This window comes from Pseudonocardia sp. (assembly GCF_025465255.1).
Lineage (GTDB): Bacteria > Actinomycetota > Actinomycetes > Mycobacteriales > Pseudonocardiaceae > Pseudonocardia.
In genome coordinates this window covers 18,435-35,408 of record NZ_JAODNI010000078.1, presented here as the reverse complement: position 1 = coordinate 35,408, position 16,974 = coordinate 18,435, and the positions used below count along the sequence as shown (strand labels likewise).

Genomic DNA, 16,974 nt, shown 5'->3' with positions numbered 1-16,974 from the left:
TGCGGAAGAGGTGCGGAACCGGCCGGCCCGGACCGTCCGCCGGGCGAGGCGGCAGCGGTCGCCCGGCCGTGGGCACCGCTCACCGAGCGGCCCCGGGAAGAGCCCGGGGCCCGGCGGCGTTGGGCCTTTCGACGAGGTGTGGCAGGCGGTCGCGCGAGAGTGTCGGGCCGCTCTGCCACGATTCCTCCGACGTGCGGGCCGGACGCGGCCCGCACCACCTGACGAAGACGGAAGGACCGCGGTCGCCCCATGACCTCCCCAGACCCGAGCCGCGAGCCGCTACGGCTGATGACGGTGCACGCCCACCCGGACGACGAGTCGAGCAAGGGCGCCGCCAGCAGCGCCCGCTACGTCGCCGAGGGTGCCGAGGTCATGGTCGTCACCTGCACCGGTGGCGAGCGCGGCAGCATCCTGAACCCCGCCATGGACCGTCCGGACGTGCTGCAGAACATGCCCGCGGTCCGCCAGGCGGAGATGGCGCGGGCCGCGGAGATCCTCGGCGTGCAGCACCGCTGGCTGGGCTTCGTGGACTCGGGCCTGCCCGAGGGCGACCCGCTGCCGCCGCTGCCGGAGGGCTGCTTCGCGCTCGTCCCGCTGGAGGAGCCCACCGAGGCGCTGGTCCGGCTGGTCCGCGAGTTCCGGCCGCACGTGATCGTCACCTACGACGAGAACGGCGGCTACCCGCACCCGGACCACATCCGCACCCATGAGGTGTCGGTGGCGGCGTTCGACGCGGCGCCGGACCCGGACAGCTTCCCCGACGCCGGCGAGCCCTGGCAGCCGCTGAAACTCTACTACTCCCACGGCTTCTCCAAGGCCCGGCTGGTCGCGTTCAGCGAGGCGTTGAAGGCCCGCGGCCTGGAGTCGCCCTACCAGGCGTGGCTGGACAACTGGAAGGACGACCGGCCGGACCCCGGCCTCCGGGTCACCACGAAGGTGGAGTGCGGGGAGTACTTCGAGGTCCGGGACGAGGCGCTCAAGGCGCACGCCACCCAGATCGACCCCACGAGCCGCTGGTTCTTCACCCCGCTGGACGTGCAGCGCGAGGTGTGGCCCACCGAGGACTACGAGCTCGTCCGCTCGCTGGTGGACAGCCCCACCCCGGAGGACGACCTGTTCGCGGGTCTGCGGACGCCGGCGGAGCTCAAGGCCGGATGACCGGCGCGGGAACATCCGCGTAGTTTGAAGGCGCTCGTCCCGTACGGGGGCGAGCGGTTCTCTCGAGGGGTGACGGGCAGTGGCGGAGATGCTGGTCCAGCTGGGGGCGGTCGATCCCGCTGCGGCGGTGGCCGCGGTACCCGCGCAGGATCCCCCTCCGCCGCCGCAGGGCGAGGATTTCGGCAAGGCGTCGCCGGTCGCGCTCGTCGTCGTCATCCTGCTGGCGATCGCGACGGCCGTCCTGATCCGGTCGATGAGCAAGCGGATCAAGAAGCTGCCGGAGTCCTTCGAGCGGACCGCGGGGGAGAAGCAGCCCGGATCGGACGAGGAACGCTCCTCGTCCTGAGGCGCGGGCGGCCGCGGCCTCTGCGAGGCTGGGCCGCATGTCCAACCGGCTCTCCCTGGCCACCAGCCCGTACCTGCTCCAGCACGCCGACAACCCCATCGACTGGTGGGAGTGGTCGGACGAGGCGTTCGCCGAGGCGCAGCGCCGGGACGTGCCGATCATGCTGTCGGTCGGCTACGCGGCCTGCCACTGGTGTCACGTCATGGCGCACGAGTCGTTCGAGGACCCGGCGACGGCGGCCGAGGTCAACGCGAACTTCGTCGCGATCAAGGTGGACCGCGAGGAACGCCCGGACATCGACGCCGTCTACATGGCCGCCACCCAGGCGATGACCGGCCAGGGCGGCTGGCCGATGACCTGCTTCCTCACCCCGATCGGCGAGCCGTTCCACTGCGGCACCTACTACCCGCCCACCTCGCGGCACGGCATGCCCGGCTTCCGGCAGCTGCTCGACGCCGTCACCCGCGCCTGGACCGAGGACGGCGAGCGGGTGCGTGGCGCGGCCGCGGACATCGCGTCCCGCCTGGCGGGCTCGGCGACGGCGGAGCTGCCGAGCGCGGTCGTCGGGGAGTCGGTGCTGGACGACGCGGTCGCCACGCTCGCCGGCGACGTCGACGCGACGTTCGGCGGCTTCGGCGGCGCGCCCAAGTTCCCGCCGTCGATGGTGCTCGAGTTCCTGCTCCGCCACTACGAGCGCACCGGGTCCGCCCCGGCCCTCCGGCTCGTCGAGCTCACCTGCGAGCGGATGGCCCGCGGCGGCATCTACGACCAGCTCGGCGGAGGTTTCGCCCGTTACAGCGTCGACGTGCAGTGGGTCGTGCCGCACTTCGAGAAGATGCTCTACGACAACGCCCTGCTGCTGCGGGTGTACGCCCATCTCGCGCGGCGCACCCGGTCGCCGCTGGCCAGGCGGGTCGCCGAGGAGACCGCGGAGTTCCTGCTCCGGGACCTGCGCACCGCCGAGGGCGGCTTCGCCTCCGCGCTCGACGCGGACACGAACGGCGTCGAGGGCCTCACCTACGCGTGGACGCCCGCGCAGCTCGCCGAGGTCCTGACCCCGGCGGACGCGGCCTGGGCGGCCGAGCTGTTCGAGGTCACCGCGCAGGGCACGTTCGAGCACGGCTCCTCGACCCTGCAGCTGCCGGCGGACCCGGACGACCCGGAGCGCTGGGAGCGCCTCCGCACGGTGCTGTTCGCGGCGCGCTCCACCCGGCCGCAGCCCGGCCGGGACGACAAGGTGATCACCGCCTGGAACGGCATGGCGATCCAGGCTCTGGCGGAGGCCGGTGCCGCGTTCGGCCGGCTGGACTGGGTCGTCGCCGCCGGTGCCGCGGCGGACCTGCTGCTGGACCTGCACGTCGTCGAGGGGCGGGTGCGGCGCTCGTCGCGGGACGGCACGGTCGGCACGGCGGCCGGGGTGCTGGAGGACCACGCCTACCTGGCGGACGCGCTGCTCGCCCTGCACCAGGCCACCGGCGACCCGGAGCGGCTCGCCGCGGCCACGCGAATCCTGGACCTCGCGCTCGCCCGGTTCGCGGACCGGCCGGGCACGTTCTTCGACACGGCGGACGACGCCGAGGCCTTGCTGCACCGCCCCCGCGAGTTCACCGACAACGCCACCCCGTCGGGAGCGTCCGCGCTGTGCAACGCACTCCTCACGGCGTCCGTGCTGGCCGAGCCGGAGGCAGGTGCGCGCTACCGGGAGGCGGCGGAGGCGGGGCTGGCGACCGTCGGCGGGATCGCGGGCAAGCACCCGCGGTTCGCGGGGCACTGGCTGACCGCCGCCGAGGCGATGGTGTCCGGACCGCTGCAGGTCGCGCTCGTCGGGCCGGTGGGGGATCCGGAGCGGGAGGCGCTGCTCGCCCAGGCCCGGCTGCTCGCGCCCGGCGGGGCCGTCGTCGTGCCGGGGGAGCCGGACGCGGCGGGAGTCCCGCTGCTCGCCGGTCGTCCCCTGATCGGCAGCCGCCCGGCCGCTTACGTCTGCCGGGGCTTCGTCTGCGACCTCCCCGCCACCACCCCCACCGACCTCGCCGCCCAGCTCGCCCGCTAGGGATCTTCCCTGTACGAACGCGTGGCACGATCGCCTTGTTGCAGCGTAATCTCGTAATCACGAGCAACGAGGAGGCGTGATGTCGGGGCGGATGCACAGGGGATGGCCTGGAGCGGGCGGGCGTGGAGGCGGTCGTGGCCAGGGCCGGGGCGGCTGGCAGCAGTCCGACCTGCCCAGCGCGGACGACGCTGCGGCGTGGCTGCAGGGCAGGCTGCCGGAAGGCTGGTTCGTCGGGGCGCCGGACGTGACGGTCGACCGGGAGGAGATCCTGATCGTCGGCGAGCTCCCGCCCGTCGAGGGCGAGTTCGCCGACTCCGACGCGGGCCGGGCCGAGCGGGCCGCCGCGGCCGCGGGCCGGATCTCCCGCTTCCGGGAGCAGACCCGTGAGGAGCGGATGGACATCGCCAACCAGGCGGAGCACCGCTACCAGCGCAAGGTCGCCTGGGGCGCGCGGATCGGGGACACGGAGGAGCTGTTCACCACCGCGTCGGTGCCGGTGATGACGCGCCTGCGGCAGCCGGAGCGGATCGTGCTGGACACGCTCGTGGACTCGGGGGTCGCGCGGTCCCGGTCGGACGCGCTGGCCTGGGCGGTGAGGCTGGTCGGCGAGCACGCCGACGAGTGGCTCGCGGACCTGCGCGAGGCGATGGCGAAGGTCGACGAACTGCGGGCGAAGGGCCCGACCGGAGAGTGAGGCACGCGGGCGCCACCGGGCGCCCGCGCCGTACCCGTCCGGGACGGGCTCAGCCGAAGAGGACGAACCAGATCGCGAGCTGGTGGCAGATCGCGGCCAGCGCGGTGGCGGCGTGGAAGAACTCGTGGAAGCCGAACGTGCGCGGCCACGGGTTCGGCCAGCGCGTGGCGTAGAACACCGCGCCGACCGTGTAGAGCGCCCCGCCGACCAGCAGCAGGACCAGCGCGGCCACCCCGCCGTTGTGCAGCAGGTCCGGCAGGACGAACACCGCGATCCAGCCCAGCGCGATGTAGATGGGCACGCCGACCCACGGCGGGGCGTGCGGCCAGGCGACCTTCAGGACCACCCCGGCCAAAGCGCCGCCCCAGGCCACGGCGAGGACCCAGCGTGCGGTGGCCGCGGGCATCGCGAGCATGGCGAACGGGGTGTACGTCCCGGCGATGAACACGAAGATCATCGAATGGTCGAGACGGCGCATGACGAGCTTGCTGCGCGGGGACTTCCAGGTGCGCCGGTGGTAGAGCGCGCTCGTCCCGAACAGCCCGAGTATCGACACGCTGTAGATGCTGATCGCAAGCACCGCCCAGCCGCCGACCAGCGCGGCGGACAGCGTGATCAGCACGGCGCAGGCGGCCACGGAGGCGACGAGCGACCAGAAGTGGATCCAGCCCCGCATGCGAGGCTTCAGGGGCGCGCCCGGTGGCTGCGCCGCGACAGTCCGGGCGGTCACGTCGCCGAGAGTACGGCACCGGCAGTGACGGCGGCGGCGTCCGGGGATGAACGCCACGCTTCCGCAGGGTGACCAGCCGCCTCCGCGGGGGCGAGCCGGACGCGCGGGCGTAGGCTCCTTCGCCGTGGGCGTGCGTGACCTGCTGTACGCGGCGTACGAGCGCAGGCTCGGCCGTCGGCTGACCGGTGCCGAGCGGCCTCGGCACGTGGCTCTGATCCTCGACGGGAACCGCCGCTGGGCGCGCGACGCCGGGCTCGTCGACGTCAACGACGGTCACCGGGCCGGCGCCGCGAAGATCTCGGACATGCTCGAGTGGTGCGGCGAGGCCGGCGTGGAGGTCGCGACCCTGTTCCTGCTCTCCACGGACAACCTGGACCGTCCGGCCGAGGAGCTCGAGCCGCTGCTCGAGATCATCACGACGGTCGTCGACGAGCTGAGCGGGCCGACGCGGCCGTGGCAGCTCCGCGTCGTCGGGGCGCTGGAACTGCTCCCGCGGGCGATGGCCGAACGGCTGTCCGCCGCGGTCGAGCGCACGGTCGGCCGCACGGGGCTGCAGGTCAACGTGGCGGTCGGCTACGGCGGCCGGCAGGAGATCGCGGACGCGGTGCGCAAGCTGCTGATGCAGCACGCCGAGTCCGGGACGTCGATCGAGGAGCTCGCGGAGGTCCTGGACGTGGACCACATCGCCGCCCACCTCTACACGTCCGGCCAGCCGGACCCCGACCTGGTGATCCGCACGTCGGGGGAGCAGCGGCTGTCCGGCTTCCTGCTCTGGCAGTCCGCGCACTCGGAGTTCTGGTTCACCGAGGCCTACTGGCCCGAGTTCCGCAAGGTGGATTTCCTGCGAGCGCTGCGGGACTACGCGGCCCGCCACCGCCGCTTCGGCGGCTGAGCACGGGCCCCGGCGGAGACGCGCTCCCCTGCCGGCCCTCCGACACGAAGACGGCGCCGACCCCGCAGGGTCGACGCCGTCTCCTCAGAGCGTGAAGCTCACCAACCAGCTAGTCTCACTGGTCGAGCGCGTCGCCCGCACCCGTCTCCTGGGCGCAGTTGTCCGAGTTGTCGGTCACGGTCTTGCCGGTGTTCTCGGCGTTGCCCAGCAGGCCCAGCGCACCGGTGAGGCCGGCGGTGAGGTCCTCGACCGGCACCTGGACGCCCAGGACGTTGACCGGGACGTTGTTGTTGCAGGCCTGAACCGGCACGTTGGCGTTGTTGCCGGAGACGTTGACGAGGCCCTTGCCGTCCTTCGAGGCGAAGTCGGAGTGCTCGATCTTCGTGTCCCCGTGTCCGTGACCCTCGCTCGCGAACGCGAGCGGGGACACGGCGACGAGCGTCGCAGCGGCGGCGGCGAAGACGATTCCAGCCTTCTTCAGCACAGTGATCTCCTGTAAGTCATGTGGGACCGGCGAGCCGGTGCACCTTTCGGGTCAGCGCTGTTAGCGGGGAGCCCGCGCTGACTGGTGCTGAATTTATCGGACCGAAGCCCTCGACGAAAATCGTTGACCACTATCGTGTGACCAGAATTTCGGAACAAAGGTTACGCACCCGATCGGATATTTTCGGCGGTTACCGAAATTGATCTGTGAACGCGTCGCGTGCGGTCCGCGAGCATGAAAAAGGCGCCGGACATGATGTCCGGCGCCTTCTTCACTCAGCTGAGCGGGTCAGCTGCGAGGTGTCACTGGCCGACGGTGTCGCCCGCGCCGGACTTCTGGGCGCAGTTGTCCGAGTTGTCGGTGGCGGTCTTGCCGGTGTTCTTGGCGTCGCCGAGCAGGCCCAGCGCACCGGTGACGCCGGCGGTGGCGTCCTCGACCGGCACCTGGACGCCCAGGACGTTGACCGGGACGTTGTTGTTGCAGACCTGCACCGGCACGTTGGCGTTGTTGCCGGAGACGTTGACGATGCCCTTGCCGTCCTTCGAGGCGAAGTCCGAGCCCGAGATGCTGCTCTCGTGGTGGCCCTTGTCGTCGTGGCCCTTCTCACCGGCGAAGGCGAGCGGGCTCACCGCGAGCAGGGACGCGGCAGCGGCGGCCACGACAATTCCAGCCTTCTTCAGCACAGTTCTCTCCTGTAAGTCATGTGGAACCGGCTGGGCCGGCACCTTTCGAGTCAGCGTCCGACCGGGGAGCCCGCGCTGACTGAGGAGAAAGCTAGACCGCTATTCCCGCTTACACCAAATCGCGTACCACCATCGTGTGAACCGCTTACAAGAGGCAAGGATACGTCACCTATCGAGTGCATTTGACCCATCCGGGTGAGTGATCAACCTGGCAGGCCCTCGACGGAGAGTGGTCACAAAACACCCGTCCGGGGCCGTATCCGTTCGGCCCTTCGGGCGTGGGTTTCGGGCGGTATCGTCCGCTGATGAGGCGCGCGTCCCCGATCCTGCGTGACGTCGCACTCCTGGCGTTGCGGCTCGATCGCGCGGTCCCCGGCACGGTCGAGGCGTTCACCGGGGACCCGGCGCTCCGACGGCACGTCCTGGTCGAAACTGCACCTTCGGCGTCCGAGCTGGTCGAAACTGCGCGCAGGCTCCGGGCCGAGCTCCCCGAGGTGCATCTCGCCCCCGCCCGGGAGGAGTTCATCGCCGCGGAGCTCGGGGCGCTGGAGCACGCCGCCCGCGCGTTGGCCGGGGAGCCTGTCTCGTTCCGGGAGGCCGTCGAGCAGACGTTCGGCGTGCCGGTCGTCGCCGGCGACCCGGACGTCTACCGCGACGCCCACCGCGACCTCGACGGCCTGCTGCGCGGCCCGGGTTCGCTGGCCGGCCGGGTCGCCGCCTATCGCCACGGTGACGAGCTGCCGCCGGAGCGGCTCGGTCCGGCCGTCGCAGCGCTGGTGGCGGCGTTGCGGGAGCGGACCGCCGCGCGGATCGGGCTGCCGGAGGGCGAGGCCGCCGACGTCGAGCTGGTCACCGGGCGCCCCTGGACCGGGTTCACCCGCTACCTCGGCCACGCCCGTTCCCGGGTCCGCTTCGCCGCCGACGTGCGGGTGCGGGCCGGGCAGCTCGCCCTGCTGGTCGCCCACGAGATCTATCCGGGACACCACACGGAGCACTGCCGGCGCGACGCGGTCGCCACCGCCCGGCCCGAGCGTGCGGTGAGCCTCGCCCGCAGCCCGCGCGCGCTCGTCGTCGAGGGGGCGGCGGACGCCGGTCTCGCCGCGGTGGTCGGCGAGGAGTGGGGCGGCTGGGCGGCGTCCGTGCTGGCCGGGGTCGGGGTGCGCACGGACGGTGAGCTGGCCCGGCGCGTCGACGAGGCGATGGTGCCGCTGCACCGGGTCCGGCTGGACGCCGCCACGATGATCCACGAGCGCGGCGCGGGACCGGACGACGTCCTCGCGCACCTCTGCCGGTGGATGCTGGTCGACGAGTCCCGGGCCCGCCGGATGCTCACCTTCCTGACCCACCCGCAGTGGCGCACGTACACCGCGACCTACGTCGAGGGCTTCCCGCTCGTCCGCGCCTGGCTCCGTTGCGGCCCCGGGGATCCCGCCACGCGCCTGGCCCGGTTGCTCGACGAGCCGCTCGTCCCCTCGGGGCTGCGCCGGGATCTCCGGACGTCCGGACCCGCCGCCGCCGGACGGGTGGCGGCCGACCGGGTCGTCCTCGACCCCGCGACGACGACAGGCGGTGTCGATCACACGATGAACGGTAGGCCGTTCTGTTAATTCTCGGCGCCACCCCGTCGGGCGCGCCGAAGTAACAGTTGACCGCACCCGGGTAACCGCTAGTAGCGTTCGCCGTGGCGGTGCGTGCCGATCGCATCGCCCGGGGAGGCCCTGGACGTGGTGTTTCAAAGCACCCGAGAGGGCCGGCATCCGGCCCTTGCGGGCGTGCCGGCAGCGTTGCGAGACGCGGTCGGCACACCTGCGCCAGGGCCGCCGGCCCACCGGAGAAGTGGGCGTGGTGCCGCGCTCACGAGGGAGCACCCGTGACCGATCGTCGTACGGCCCCGGTTCAGGAGAGCACCGCACCCGTTTCCCAGGGCGCCTGCTGCTACGTGCTCGACACCTCCGTGCTGTTGTCCGACCCGTGGTCGCTGACCCGGTTCGACGAGCACCAGGTCGTCCTTCCGCTCGTGGTCATCTCTGAGCTCGAGGGCAAGCGGCACCACCCGGAACTCGGGTGGTTCGCCCGCGCGGCGCTGCGTCAGCTCGACGAGCTGCGCATCAAGCACGGCAGGCTCGACGCGCCCGTCCCGATCGGGGACGCCGGCGGAACGCTCCACGTCGAGCTGAACCACAGCGACCCGATGGTGCTGCCGGCCGGTTTCCGGACCGACAGCAACGACAGCCGGATCCTCGCCTGCGCGCTCAACCTGCGCGCGGACTACGGGCCCACCCGGGAGGTCGTGCTTGTCACCAAGGACATGCCGCTGCGGGTGAAGGCCGCGGCGGTCGGACTCCCCGCCGACGAGTACCACGGCCAGGACGTGGTCCCGTCGGGCTGGACCGGGATGGTGGACCTGGAGGTGCGCGCCGACGACGTCGACACGCTCTTCCAGGACGGCGTCCTGGACCACGAGGAAGCCCGCGAGCTCCCCTGCAACACCGGGATCAGGCTGCTCGGCGGCTCGTCCGCCGCGCTCGGCCGGGTTACGGCGGACAAGCAGGTCAAGCTGGTCCGCGGGGACCGGGAGGCGTTCGGTCTGCACGGCCGCTCCGCGGAGCAGCGGGTCGCCCTGGACCTGCTCCTGGATCCGGACGTCGGCATCGTCTCCCTCGGTGGCCGGGCCGGTACCGGGAAGTCGGCGCTCGCGCTGCTGGCCGGCCTCGAGGCCGTCATGGAGCGCCAGCAGCACCGCAAGATCGTGGTGTTCCGGCCGCTCTACGCCGTCGGCGGGCAGGAGCTCGGCTACCTGCCGGGTAGCGAGAGCGAGAAGATGGGCCCCTGGGCCCAGGCCGTCTTCGACACCCTCGGCGCCCTGGTCAGCCAGAACATCCTGGACGAGATCATCTCCCGCGGGATGCTCGAGGTGCTCCCGCTGACCCACATCCGCGGGCGCTCCCTGCACGACACGTTCGTGATCGTCGACGAGGCGCAGTCCCTGGAGCGCAACGTCCTGCTCACGGTGCTCTCGCGGCTCGGCACCGCGAGCCGTGTGGTCCTGACGCACGACGTCGCGCAGCGGGACAACCTGCGGGTGGGCCGGCACGACGGCATCGCCGCGGTGATCGAGAAGCTGAAGGGCCACCCGCTCTTCGCCCACGTCACCCTGACCCGGTCCGAGCGCAGCCCGATCGCGGCCCTGGTGACGGAGATGCTGGAGGGTCCGAACGCGTAGTGGTCCCTGGTTGATCTCCCGCGATCGGCACTTTCGCTCAGACCTAGTGAGCGAGAGTGCCGTTCGTGCATACCGGGGCCGACTTCCTCGCGGTGGGCCGCGTCAGCAGCGGCGAGTTGTCCACATCGCTGCTTCGCCGTCCACAGCCCGCGGCGCCTTCCCCGTCGCGGGGTTGTGGCGGCGGAGCATCCAGGCATACCTCGACGAGTCTGCGCTCTCGCTCCGGACCAGGTCGCCGCGCTGTGCGGCGCGACGATCGGGCACGTGCGGACGCTCGAAGTGCTCGCATCCCGCGGCGCACGACCCACGAACGTTGCCGGCCCGGCGGCCCGTGGCGATCGCTGCTCCCGGGGATCGTCGGCCTCTGGAACGGCCCGCCCACCCGTGACGATCGGCGTCGCGCGGCATTGCTCTATGCCGGGCCCGATTCAATCCTGACCGGCCCGGACGCAGGCGGCTGGCACCCGTCGAGCGCGCGGTGCTCGACTTCGTCCGCCGATCCCGGGCCCGGAACGAGGTCCGGGCCGCGCTGGCCGAGGTGGTCCAGACCGGACGTTGCACCGTTGGCTCCAGGGAGAGCTCGAGGACGGCAGCGACCGTGGTTCCGCGATACCCCGGTCCGTGCTCCGAGAGCTCGCCGTGGGCGTGCGCTCGGTGGCGGAGGCCGACGCCTGGTTCGACGCCGTCGGGATGGCGTGGGAGATCGACTCCCGGGAATTCCATCTGGGACCGGCCGACTACGAGGCGACGGTCGAGCGTCACTCTCGGATGACCGCGCACGGGATCGTCGTGGTGCACGGCCTTCCGCAGACGCTTCGGCGCAGGGGCGCGCAGGTCGTCGAAGAGCTGCGCCGGACCCACGCTCATGCCGCGCTCCGCCCCCGCCCGTCGGGGACGGCGCTCTCTCGGCTGTGAGTCGGGTGCGCCTCCCCTTGCACGAACGGCACCTTTGCTCGCCAGGTCTGAGCGAAAGTGCCGTTCGTGAAGATCAACGGGCCCTACAGGCCGTGCGGCGTGCCCTCGGTGAAACCCGCCATGGTCTGCACCCCCACCACCGCGCGCTCGTGGAGCTCGTCGAGGTTGCGGGCGCCGGCGTAGGTGGCGGCGGAGCGGACCCCGGCGCAGATGCCGTCGAGCACGTCCTCGACGCCCGGGCGGGCCGGGTCCAGCAGCTGCCGCGAGCTGGAGATGCCCTCCTCGAACAGGCCCTTGCGGGCCTGGTCGAAGCCTCCGTCGCCTCTGGTACGGGCGCTGACGGCGCGCTTCGACGCCATCCCGAAGGACTCCTTGTAGGCGCGGCCGTTCTCGTCGCGCAGCAGGTCGCCCGGGGACTCGTACGTCCCGGCCAGCCAGGACCCGATCATCACGGACGACGCGCCCGCGGCCAGTGCCAACGCGACGTCCCGCGGATGCCGCACCCCGCCGTCGGCCCAGATGCGCACGCCGTGCTCGCGCCCGGCCGCGGCGCACTCGAGCACCGCGGAGAACTGCGGGCGGCCGACGCCGGTCATCATCCGCGTCGTGCACATGGCGCCGGGGCCGACGCCGACCTTGATCACGTCCGCGCCCGCCTCGGCCAGGTCGTGCACACCTTCCGCCGTGACGACGTTGCCCGCGGCGATCGGGACGGTGGAACCGGCGTCGCGCACCACCGCGCGGACGGCGCGCAGGGCGTCGAGCATCTTGTCCTGGTGCCCGTGTGCGGTGTCGACGACGAGCACGTCGACCCCCGCGGCGAGCAGCGCCTTCGCCTTCGTCGGCACGTCGCCGTTGATCCCGATCGCCGCGGCGGTCCGCAGCCGGCCATGGGCGTCGAGGGTGGGGGCGTAGATCCCGGCGCGGATCGCGCCGAGCGCGGTGAGCAGCCCGGCGAGCCGGCCGTCGGAGCCGAGGCCGAGCGCGACGCCGCGGCCGCCGAGCGCCTCGAAGACGTCCCGCGGCGCGGTGTCCAGCGGCAGCATGACCGGCGCGCCGTCGAGGACCTCGGAGAGCCGGGTGAAGCGGTCGACCCCCGAGCAGACAGCCTCGTCGACCGTGCCGACCGGGCGCCCGCCGTCGTCGACCACCACGACCGTGCCGTGCGCGCGCTTCGGCAGCAGGTTCAGCGCGTCCGCGACGGCGTCCCCGGTGCGCAGCACGAGCGGGGTGTCCCAGACGGCGTGCCGGGACTTGATCCACGCGACGATCTCCGCGACGGCCTGCGGCGCGACGTCCTGGGGGAGGACGGTCAGGGCGCCACGGCGGGCGAGGGTCTCTGCCATCCGCCGCCCGGCGACCGCGGTCATGTTGGCCGCGACGACCGGCACCGTGCCGTCCGCGGTCGTGAGGTCCACGTCGAAGCGGGAGGCGACGGTCGACCGTCCCGGGACGAGGAAGACGTCGTCGTAGGTGAGGTCGGTCGCGGGCCGTTGGCCGTCGAGGAAGCGCACGAGGAGTGGAGGGTACGCGCTGATCGCGGCGCAGCCCACCCGTTCGCGGCGCCACGACGCTCTCAGGGGCGTGTGCGCAGGTCAGCAGCCCGCGGCTCACTCGGCGAGGAGGGCCCGCACCGCGTCGATCGTGTCCGCCTCGCCCGGGGTCTTGTCCGGGCGGTAGCGCAGGACCCGGGCGAACCGGAGCGCGACGCCGCCGGGGTAGCGGACGCTGCGTTGCGCGCCGTCCAACGCGATCTCGACGACGAGCTCGGGGCGCAGCATCACCGCCCCCGGGGACTCCTCGCTGGCGTACTCGGGGAACGTCCTGGTCTGCCACGCGAGCAGCTCGTCCGTCATGCCCTTGAACGTCTTGCCCACCATGATCGGCTCGCCGCCGTCCGGGTCCCGGGCACCGAGGTGGATGTTGGACAGCGAGCCCGTGCGCCGGCCGTAGCCCCACTCCGCGCCGAGGACCACCAGGTCCAAGGTGTGCACGGGCTTGACCTTCTGCCACGCCTTGCCGCGGCGCCCGGCCGCGTACGGGGCGTCCAGCGCCTTGACGACGACGCCCTCGTGCCCGGCCGACAGCGCGTCGTCCAGCACGGTCGCGGCCTGCTCGGAGGTGGGCCTGCAGACGCCCGGCATGCGAAGGGGCGCGTGCTCGGGGGCGGCGAGCAGCCCGGCGAGGGCGTCCAGGCGCACCTGCAGCGGTTCGTCGAGCAGGTCCGTGCCGTCGAGGTGCAGGAGATCGAAGAAGAACGGGCTCAACAGGGCCTGCTCCTCCGTGGCGTCGCTGCCGAACCTGCTCATGGTGTCCTGGAAGGGGCGCGGGCGGCCGTCGTCGTCGAGCGCGAGGGTCTCGCCGTCGAGCACCGCGGAGCGGCAGGGCAGGCTCCGCACCTGCTCGACGAGCTCGGGTACGCCGTCCGTGATCTCCCGCAGAGTGCGCGTCCAGACCCGCACCTCGTCGCCGTCCCGGTGGACCTGGATGCGTGCGCCGTCCAGCTTGAACTCGACGGTGACGTCCGTGCCCAGCGACTCCAGCGACGCGTCGAGCGACGACCCGGGGCTGGCGAGCATGGGCCGCAGGGGCCGCCCGACCTCCAGCCGCGCGGCGTCGAGAGCCTCGACCCCACCGCTCAGCGCGATGACCGCGGTGCCGGGCAACCGGCCGGACAGCATGAACGCCCGCCGCACACTGGCGGCCGGGACCTCCGCCGCTGCGGCGATCGCCTCGAGCATCACACCCTCCAGCGCGCCCTGCCGCAGCTCGCCGGTGAGCAGCCGGACGAGGAACGTCTGCTCCGCCTCGGTGGCGGCGCCGAACAGCTCGCCCAGCAGTTCCCTGCGCCGCCGCGTGGAGCCCGCACCGGATGTCCCGGCCAGCTCGGTGAGGGTCTGATCCACCCCGGCGACGGTCAGCGACGGCTCGTCCGCCGGGTCCGTGACCAGGCCGGAGAGGGTGCGCCAGCCGGCGCCGATCCGGCCCTGCCGGGGTTCGCCCGCGAGCCACGCGGTGGTGGGCTCCACCTCGTCCGGCTCGGCGAGCCGCAGCAGGGCGGCCAGCGCCGTCGTCTTCTCCTTGCGGGAGCGGGTGGCGCCGACCGCGGCGGAGGTGTCGACGACCCTGGTGAGCAGCACGGGAACCATCCTGACAGCGAGCCCCGACAGTTTCCCGTCGAGCTCGCGGAGATCAGCCCATCGACTTCTGCCCGTCGATCGCCTCCCGCAGGATGTCCGAGTGCCCGGCGTGCTGGGCCGTCTCGGCGAGGATGCCGAGGAACACCCGGCGGGCGGAGCGCCGCGCGCCCGGCTCGAACCAGGGGGCCTCGGGCAGCGCGTGCGACACGTCCAGGTCGGGGAGGGTCGCGAGCACCTCGTCCGTGCGCCGCGCGACCTCTTCGTACTCCGCGAGGAGCCCCGCCAGGGTCTCCCCCGGCAACATCCGGAAGCCGAGGGCGTGCTCCGTCGACGAGTTCTGGTCGGCCTCCATCGCCGACGTCCCCTCGAGGATGAAGTCCACCCACGCCCGCTCGACCAGCGCGACGTGCTTGATCAGGCCGCCCAGGCAGAGCTCGCTGACCGTGGTCCGCGCCGCGGCCTGCGCGTCCGTCAGGCCCTGGGTGGTGTGACGCAGGAAGTAGCGCTGCTGGGTCAGCGCCTCCAGGATGTCCGCGCGCTCGCCGGTGAGGGTCGGGGTGTTCTCCGTCGTCGTCATGAGGAAACGATAGAAGTCTCTCCGGTCAGTTCCTGTCCTCAATTGCCGCCAGAATGAAGAACATGGCGAACACGAGCTCCCGGACGCTGCGGCTGCTGTCCCTGCTGCAGACCCACCGGTACTGGCCCGGTGGCGAGCTGGCGGGAAGGCTCGAGGTCTCCACCCGTACGCTGCGCCGCGACGTCGACCGGCTCCGTGAGCTCGGCTATCCCGTCGAGGCCACCCGCGGGGTCGACGGGGGATACCAGCTGGCGGCGGGCGCCGCGCTGCCCCCGCTGGTCGTCGACGACGAGGAGGCCGTCGCGCTCGCCGTCGGGATGCAGGCTGCGACGCAGGGCGCGATCGCCGGCATCGAGGAGTCCGCGGTCCGCGCGCTGACGAAGGTCGTGCAGGTGATGCCGCCGCGGCTGCACCGCCGGGTGGACGCGCTGCGGGCCGTCACCGTGCCCGTGACCTGGGCCGGGACGAACCCGGCGCCGGCGGTGGACCCGGACGTGCTGATCACGGTCGCCCAGGCCTGCCGGGACGACGAGCGCCTCGAGTTCGGCTACACCGCCCGGGACCGCGACCCCGCGGAGCGCCTCGTCGAACCCCACCGGCTGGTCCCGCTCGGCCGCCGCTGGTACCTCGTGGCCTACGACCTGCAGCGCCACGACTGGCGCAGCTTCCGGCTGGACCGGCTCACCGGCCCGCGCCGCACCGGCGCCCGCTTCCTGCCCCGCACGCTCCCGACCTCGGACGCCGCCGAGTTCGTCCGGGCCGGGATCCGGAACGTGACCTCCACGCACGACGTCGAGGCGCTCGTCCGCGCGCCCGCGGAGGCGGTCCGCGCCCAGGTCGGGCGCTGGGCCACGATCGAGGAGGTCGACGAGAGGAGTTGCCTGCTGCGGATGCAGGCGGACGACCTGGACTGGCCGGTCTTCGCCCTCGGCGGCGTGGGCGCGGAGTTCGAGGTGCGCTCGCCGCCGGAGCTCGTGGACCGGATCCGGGAGTGGGGCGACCGGTTCGGCCGCGCGACCGCAGGTCGTGCGCGGTAATCGTCGCCCTGGCGACGATTTTCGCGCACGGGCGGCGTCAACCGCGGATGATCGAGACGGTGGTGGGCTCCCCGATGCCGGGCAGGCCGGGCCGGCTGACCACGTCCACGGTGAACTCGCCGGCCTCCGTGCTCACGACCAGCCGGGTCACGGGGCCGAGGAACGTGCTGGTCAGCACCGTTCCCGGCAGGCCGGCCGAACCGCCGACGGCGAGGCCCTCCGGCCGGACCTGCTTCGTCTCCGACGCGCCGGCCACGATCCGGCCTCCGTCGACCGGGACCTCGTTCATCACCCCGACGAACTCGGCGACGAACGGCGTCGCGGGCCGCGAGTAGACCTCCTCCGGCGGACCGATCTGCTCCATGTGCCCGGCGTTGAGCACCGCCACCCGGTCCGCGACGGCCAGCGCCTCGGACTGGTCGTGCGTCACGAACAGCGTGGTGATGCCCTCGGCGAGCTGCAGCCGCCGGATCTCGTCCCGCAGCTGCACGCGCACCCGCGCGTCGAGCGCCGAGAGGGGCTCGTCCAGCAGCAGCACCGACGGCCTGATAGCCAGGGCCCGGGCCAGTGCCACCCGCTGCTGCTGGCCGCCGGACATCTCGTGCGGGTACGACCCGCCCCGGCTGCCCAGCCCGACCAGCTCGAGCAGCTCGTCCGCACGCCGCTTCCGCTCCGCCGCGCCGACCTTCCGCATCCGCATCCCGAACGCCACGTTCTCCGCGGCGGTCATCGTGGGGAAGAGCGAGTAGGCCTGGAACACCATCCCGGCGTCCCGCTTCGACGCCGGGACGCCGGTGACGTCCTTGCCGCCGATCAGGATCTCGCCCGCGGTGGGCGTGTCGAAACCCGCGAGCAGCCGCAGCGCGGTGGTCTTCCCGCAGCCGGACGGGCCGAGCAGCGCGAGCAGCTCCCCGGCGTGCAGGGTCAGGTCCAGCCCGTCGAGCGCCAGCGAGGAGCCGTAGGCGCGCTGGACGCCCCGGAACTCGACGGTGGTCCCGCGGTCGGTCTCGCTGGAGGTGTCGGCAGCGATCACGTCGGTCATGAT

The 16,974-nt window shown here is 72.8% G+C and carries 16 protein-coding genes; 9 read left to right on the top strand and 7 right to left on the bottom strand.

What is annotated here, in order from left to right:
• Positions 1-249: 249 nt before the first annotated feature.
• The 4 genes from mca (at position 250) to JWP64_RS08500 (ending at position 4,248) form a co-directional block, all read left to right on the top strand.
• Positions 250-1,158, top strand: a complete 909-nt coding sequence (mca, locus tag JWP64_RS08515) for a mycothiol conjugate amidase Mca (RefSeq protein ID WP_297494227.1) — start codon at positions 250-252, stop codon at positions 1,156-1,158.
• Between the two features lie 88 nt (positions 1,159-1,246).
• The gene (locus JWP64_RS08510; RefSeq protein ID WP_297494276.1) at positions 1,247-1,504 is read left to right on the top strand and encodes a hypothetical protein; all 258 of its coding nucleotides are present in this window, start codon (positions 1,247-1,249) and stop codon (positions 1,502-1,504) included.
• 37 nt (positions 1,505-1,541) lie between these two features.
• Positions 1,542-3,554, top strand: a complete 2,013-nt coding sequence (locus JWP64_RS08505; protein ID WP_297494225.1) for a thioredoxin domain-containing protein — start codon at positions 1,542-1,544, stop codon at positions 3,552-3,554.
• A 91-nt stretch (positions 3,555-3,645) separates the two neighbouring features.
• Positions 3,646-4,248: a hypothetical protein gene (locus tag JWP64_RS08500; protein WP_297494274.1), complete on the top strand. Its 603-nt coding sequence runs from the start codon at positions 3,646-3,648 to the stop codon at positions 4,246-4,248.
• A gap of 49 nt (positions 4,249-4,297) precedes the next feature.
• Here JWP64_RS08500 and JWP64_RS08495 read toward each other — a convergent pair whose 3' ends face one another.
• A complete protein-coding gene (locus JWP64_RS08495) occupies positions 4,298-4,924 on the bottom strand; it encodes a hemolysin III family protein (RefSeq protein ID WP_297494272.1) in 627 nt (208 codons plus the stop codon).
• Positions 4,925-5,108: 184 nt separating this feature from the next.
• Here JWP64_RS08495 and JWP64_RS08490 point away from each other — a divergent pair, with 184 nt between their 5' ends.
• A complete protein-coding gene (locus JWP64_RS08490) occupies positions 5,109-5,870 on the top strand; it encodes an isoprenyl transferase (RefSeq protein WP_297494270.1) in 762 nt (253 codons plus the stop codon).
• Positions 5,871-5,985: 115 nt separating this feature from the next.
• On the opposite strand, the gene JWP64_RS08485 is transcribed toward JWP64_RS08490, so the two are convergent.
• Together JWP64_RS08485 and JWP64_RS08480 are read right to left on the bottom strand one after the other, a co-directional pair.
• A complete protein-coding gene (locus tag JWP64_RS08485; protein ID WP_297494223.1) occupies positions 5,986-6,354 on the bottom strand; it encodes a hypothetical protein in 369 nt (122 codons plus the stop codon).
• A gap of 302 nt (positions 6,355-6,656) precedes the next feature.
• Complete coding sequence (locus JWP64_RS08480) at positions 6,657-7,037, bottom strand: hypothetical protein (protein WP_297494221.1); 381 nt, start codon at positions 7,035-7,037, stop codon at positions 6,657-6,659.
• A gap of 305 nt (positions 7,038-7,342) precedes the next feature.
• Here JWP64_RS08480 and JWP64_RS08475 point away from each other — a divergent pair, with 305 nt between their 5' ends.
• The 3 genes from JWP64_RS08475 to JWP64_RS08465 all read left to right on the top strand — a co-directional run bounded on the left by JWP64_RS08475 (position 7,343) and on the right by JWP64_RS08465 (position 11,175).
• Positions 7,343-8,644 carry a DUF885 domain-containing protein gene (locus JWP64_RS08475; RefSeq protein ID WP_297494219.1) on the top strand — a complete coding sequence of 434 codons (1,302 nt, stop codon included), beginning with the start codon at positions 7,343-7,345 and terminating at the stop codon, positions 8,642-8,644.
• 332 nt (positions 8,645-8,976) lie between these two features.
• Positions 8,977-10,260, top strand: a complete 1,284-nt coding sequence (locus JWP64_RS08470; RefSeq protein ID WP_297494268.1) for a PhoH family protein — start codon at positions 8,977-8,979, stop codon at positions 10,258-10,260.
• A gap of 621 nt (positions 10,261-10,881) precedes the next feature.
• The gene (locus JWP64_RS08465) at positions 10,882-11,175 is read left to right on the top strand and encodes a hypothetical protein (protein WP_297494217.1); all 294 of its coding nucleotides are present in this window, start codon (positions 10,882-10,884) and stop codon (positions 11,173-11,175) included.
• 83 nt (positions 11,176-11,258) lie between these two features.
• On the opposite strand, the gene JWP64_RS08460 is transcribed toward JWP64_RS08465, so the two are convergent.
• The 3 genes from JWP64_RS08460 to JWP64_RS08450 form a co-directional block, all read right to left on the bottom strand.
• Entirely contained in the window at positions 11,259-12,689 is a 1,431-nt protein-coding gene (locus tag JWP64_RS08460; RefSeq protein WP_297494215.1) for a GuaB1 family IMP dehydrogenase-related protein, read from the bottom strand.
• Positions 12,690-12,785: 96 nt separating this feature from the next.
• Complete coding sequence (locus tag JWP64_RS08455; protein ID WP_297494213.1) at positions 12,786-14,315, bottom strand: ATP-dependent DNA ligase; 1,530 nt, start codon at positions 14,313-14,315, stop codon at positions 12,786-12,788.
• A 52-nt stretch (positions 14,316-14,367) separates the two neighbouring features.
• On the bottom strand, positions 14,368-14,892 hold the full coding sequence (locus JWP64_RS08450; protein WP_297494211.1) for a DinB family protein: 525 nt from the start codon (positions 14,890-14,892) through the stop codon (positions 14,368-14,370).
• A 62-nt stretch (positions 14,893-14,954) separates the two neighbouring features.
• Between JWP64_RS08450 and JWP64_RS08445 the strand changes: the two genes are divergently transcribed.
• Positions 14,955-15,929 carry a YafY family protein gene (locus JWP64_RS08445; protein WP_297494209.1) on the top strand — a complete coding sequence of 325 codons (975 nt, stop codon included), beginning with the start codon at positions 14,955-14,957 and terminating at the stop codon, positions 15,927-15,929.
• 37 nt (positions 15,930-15,966) lie between these two features.
• Here the strand turns inward: JWP64_RS08445 and JWP64_RS08440 are convergent, their stop codons facing one another.
• Entirely contained in the window at positions 15,967-16,971 is a 1,005-nt protein-coding gene (locus tag JWP64_RS08440; RefSeq protein WP_297494207.1) for an ABC transporter ATP-binding protein, read from the bottom strand.
• Between the last annotated feature and the right edge of the window lie 3 nt (positions 16,972-16,974).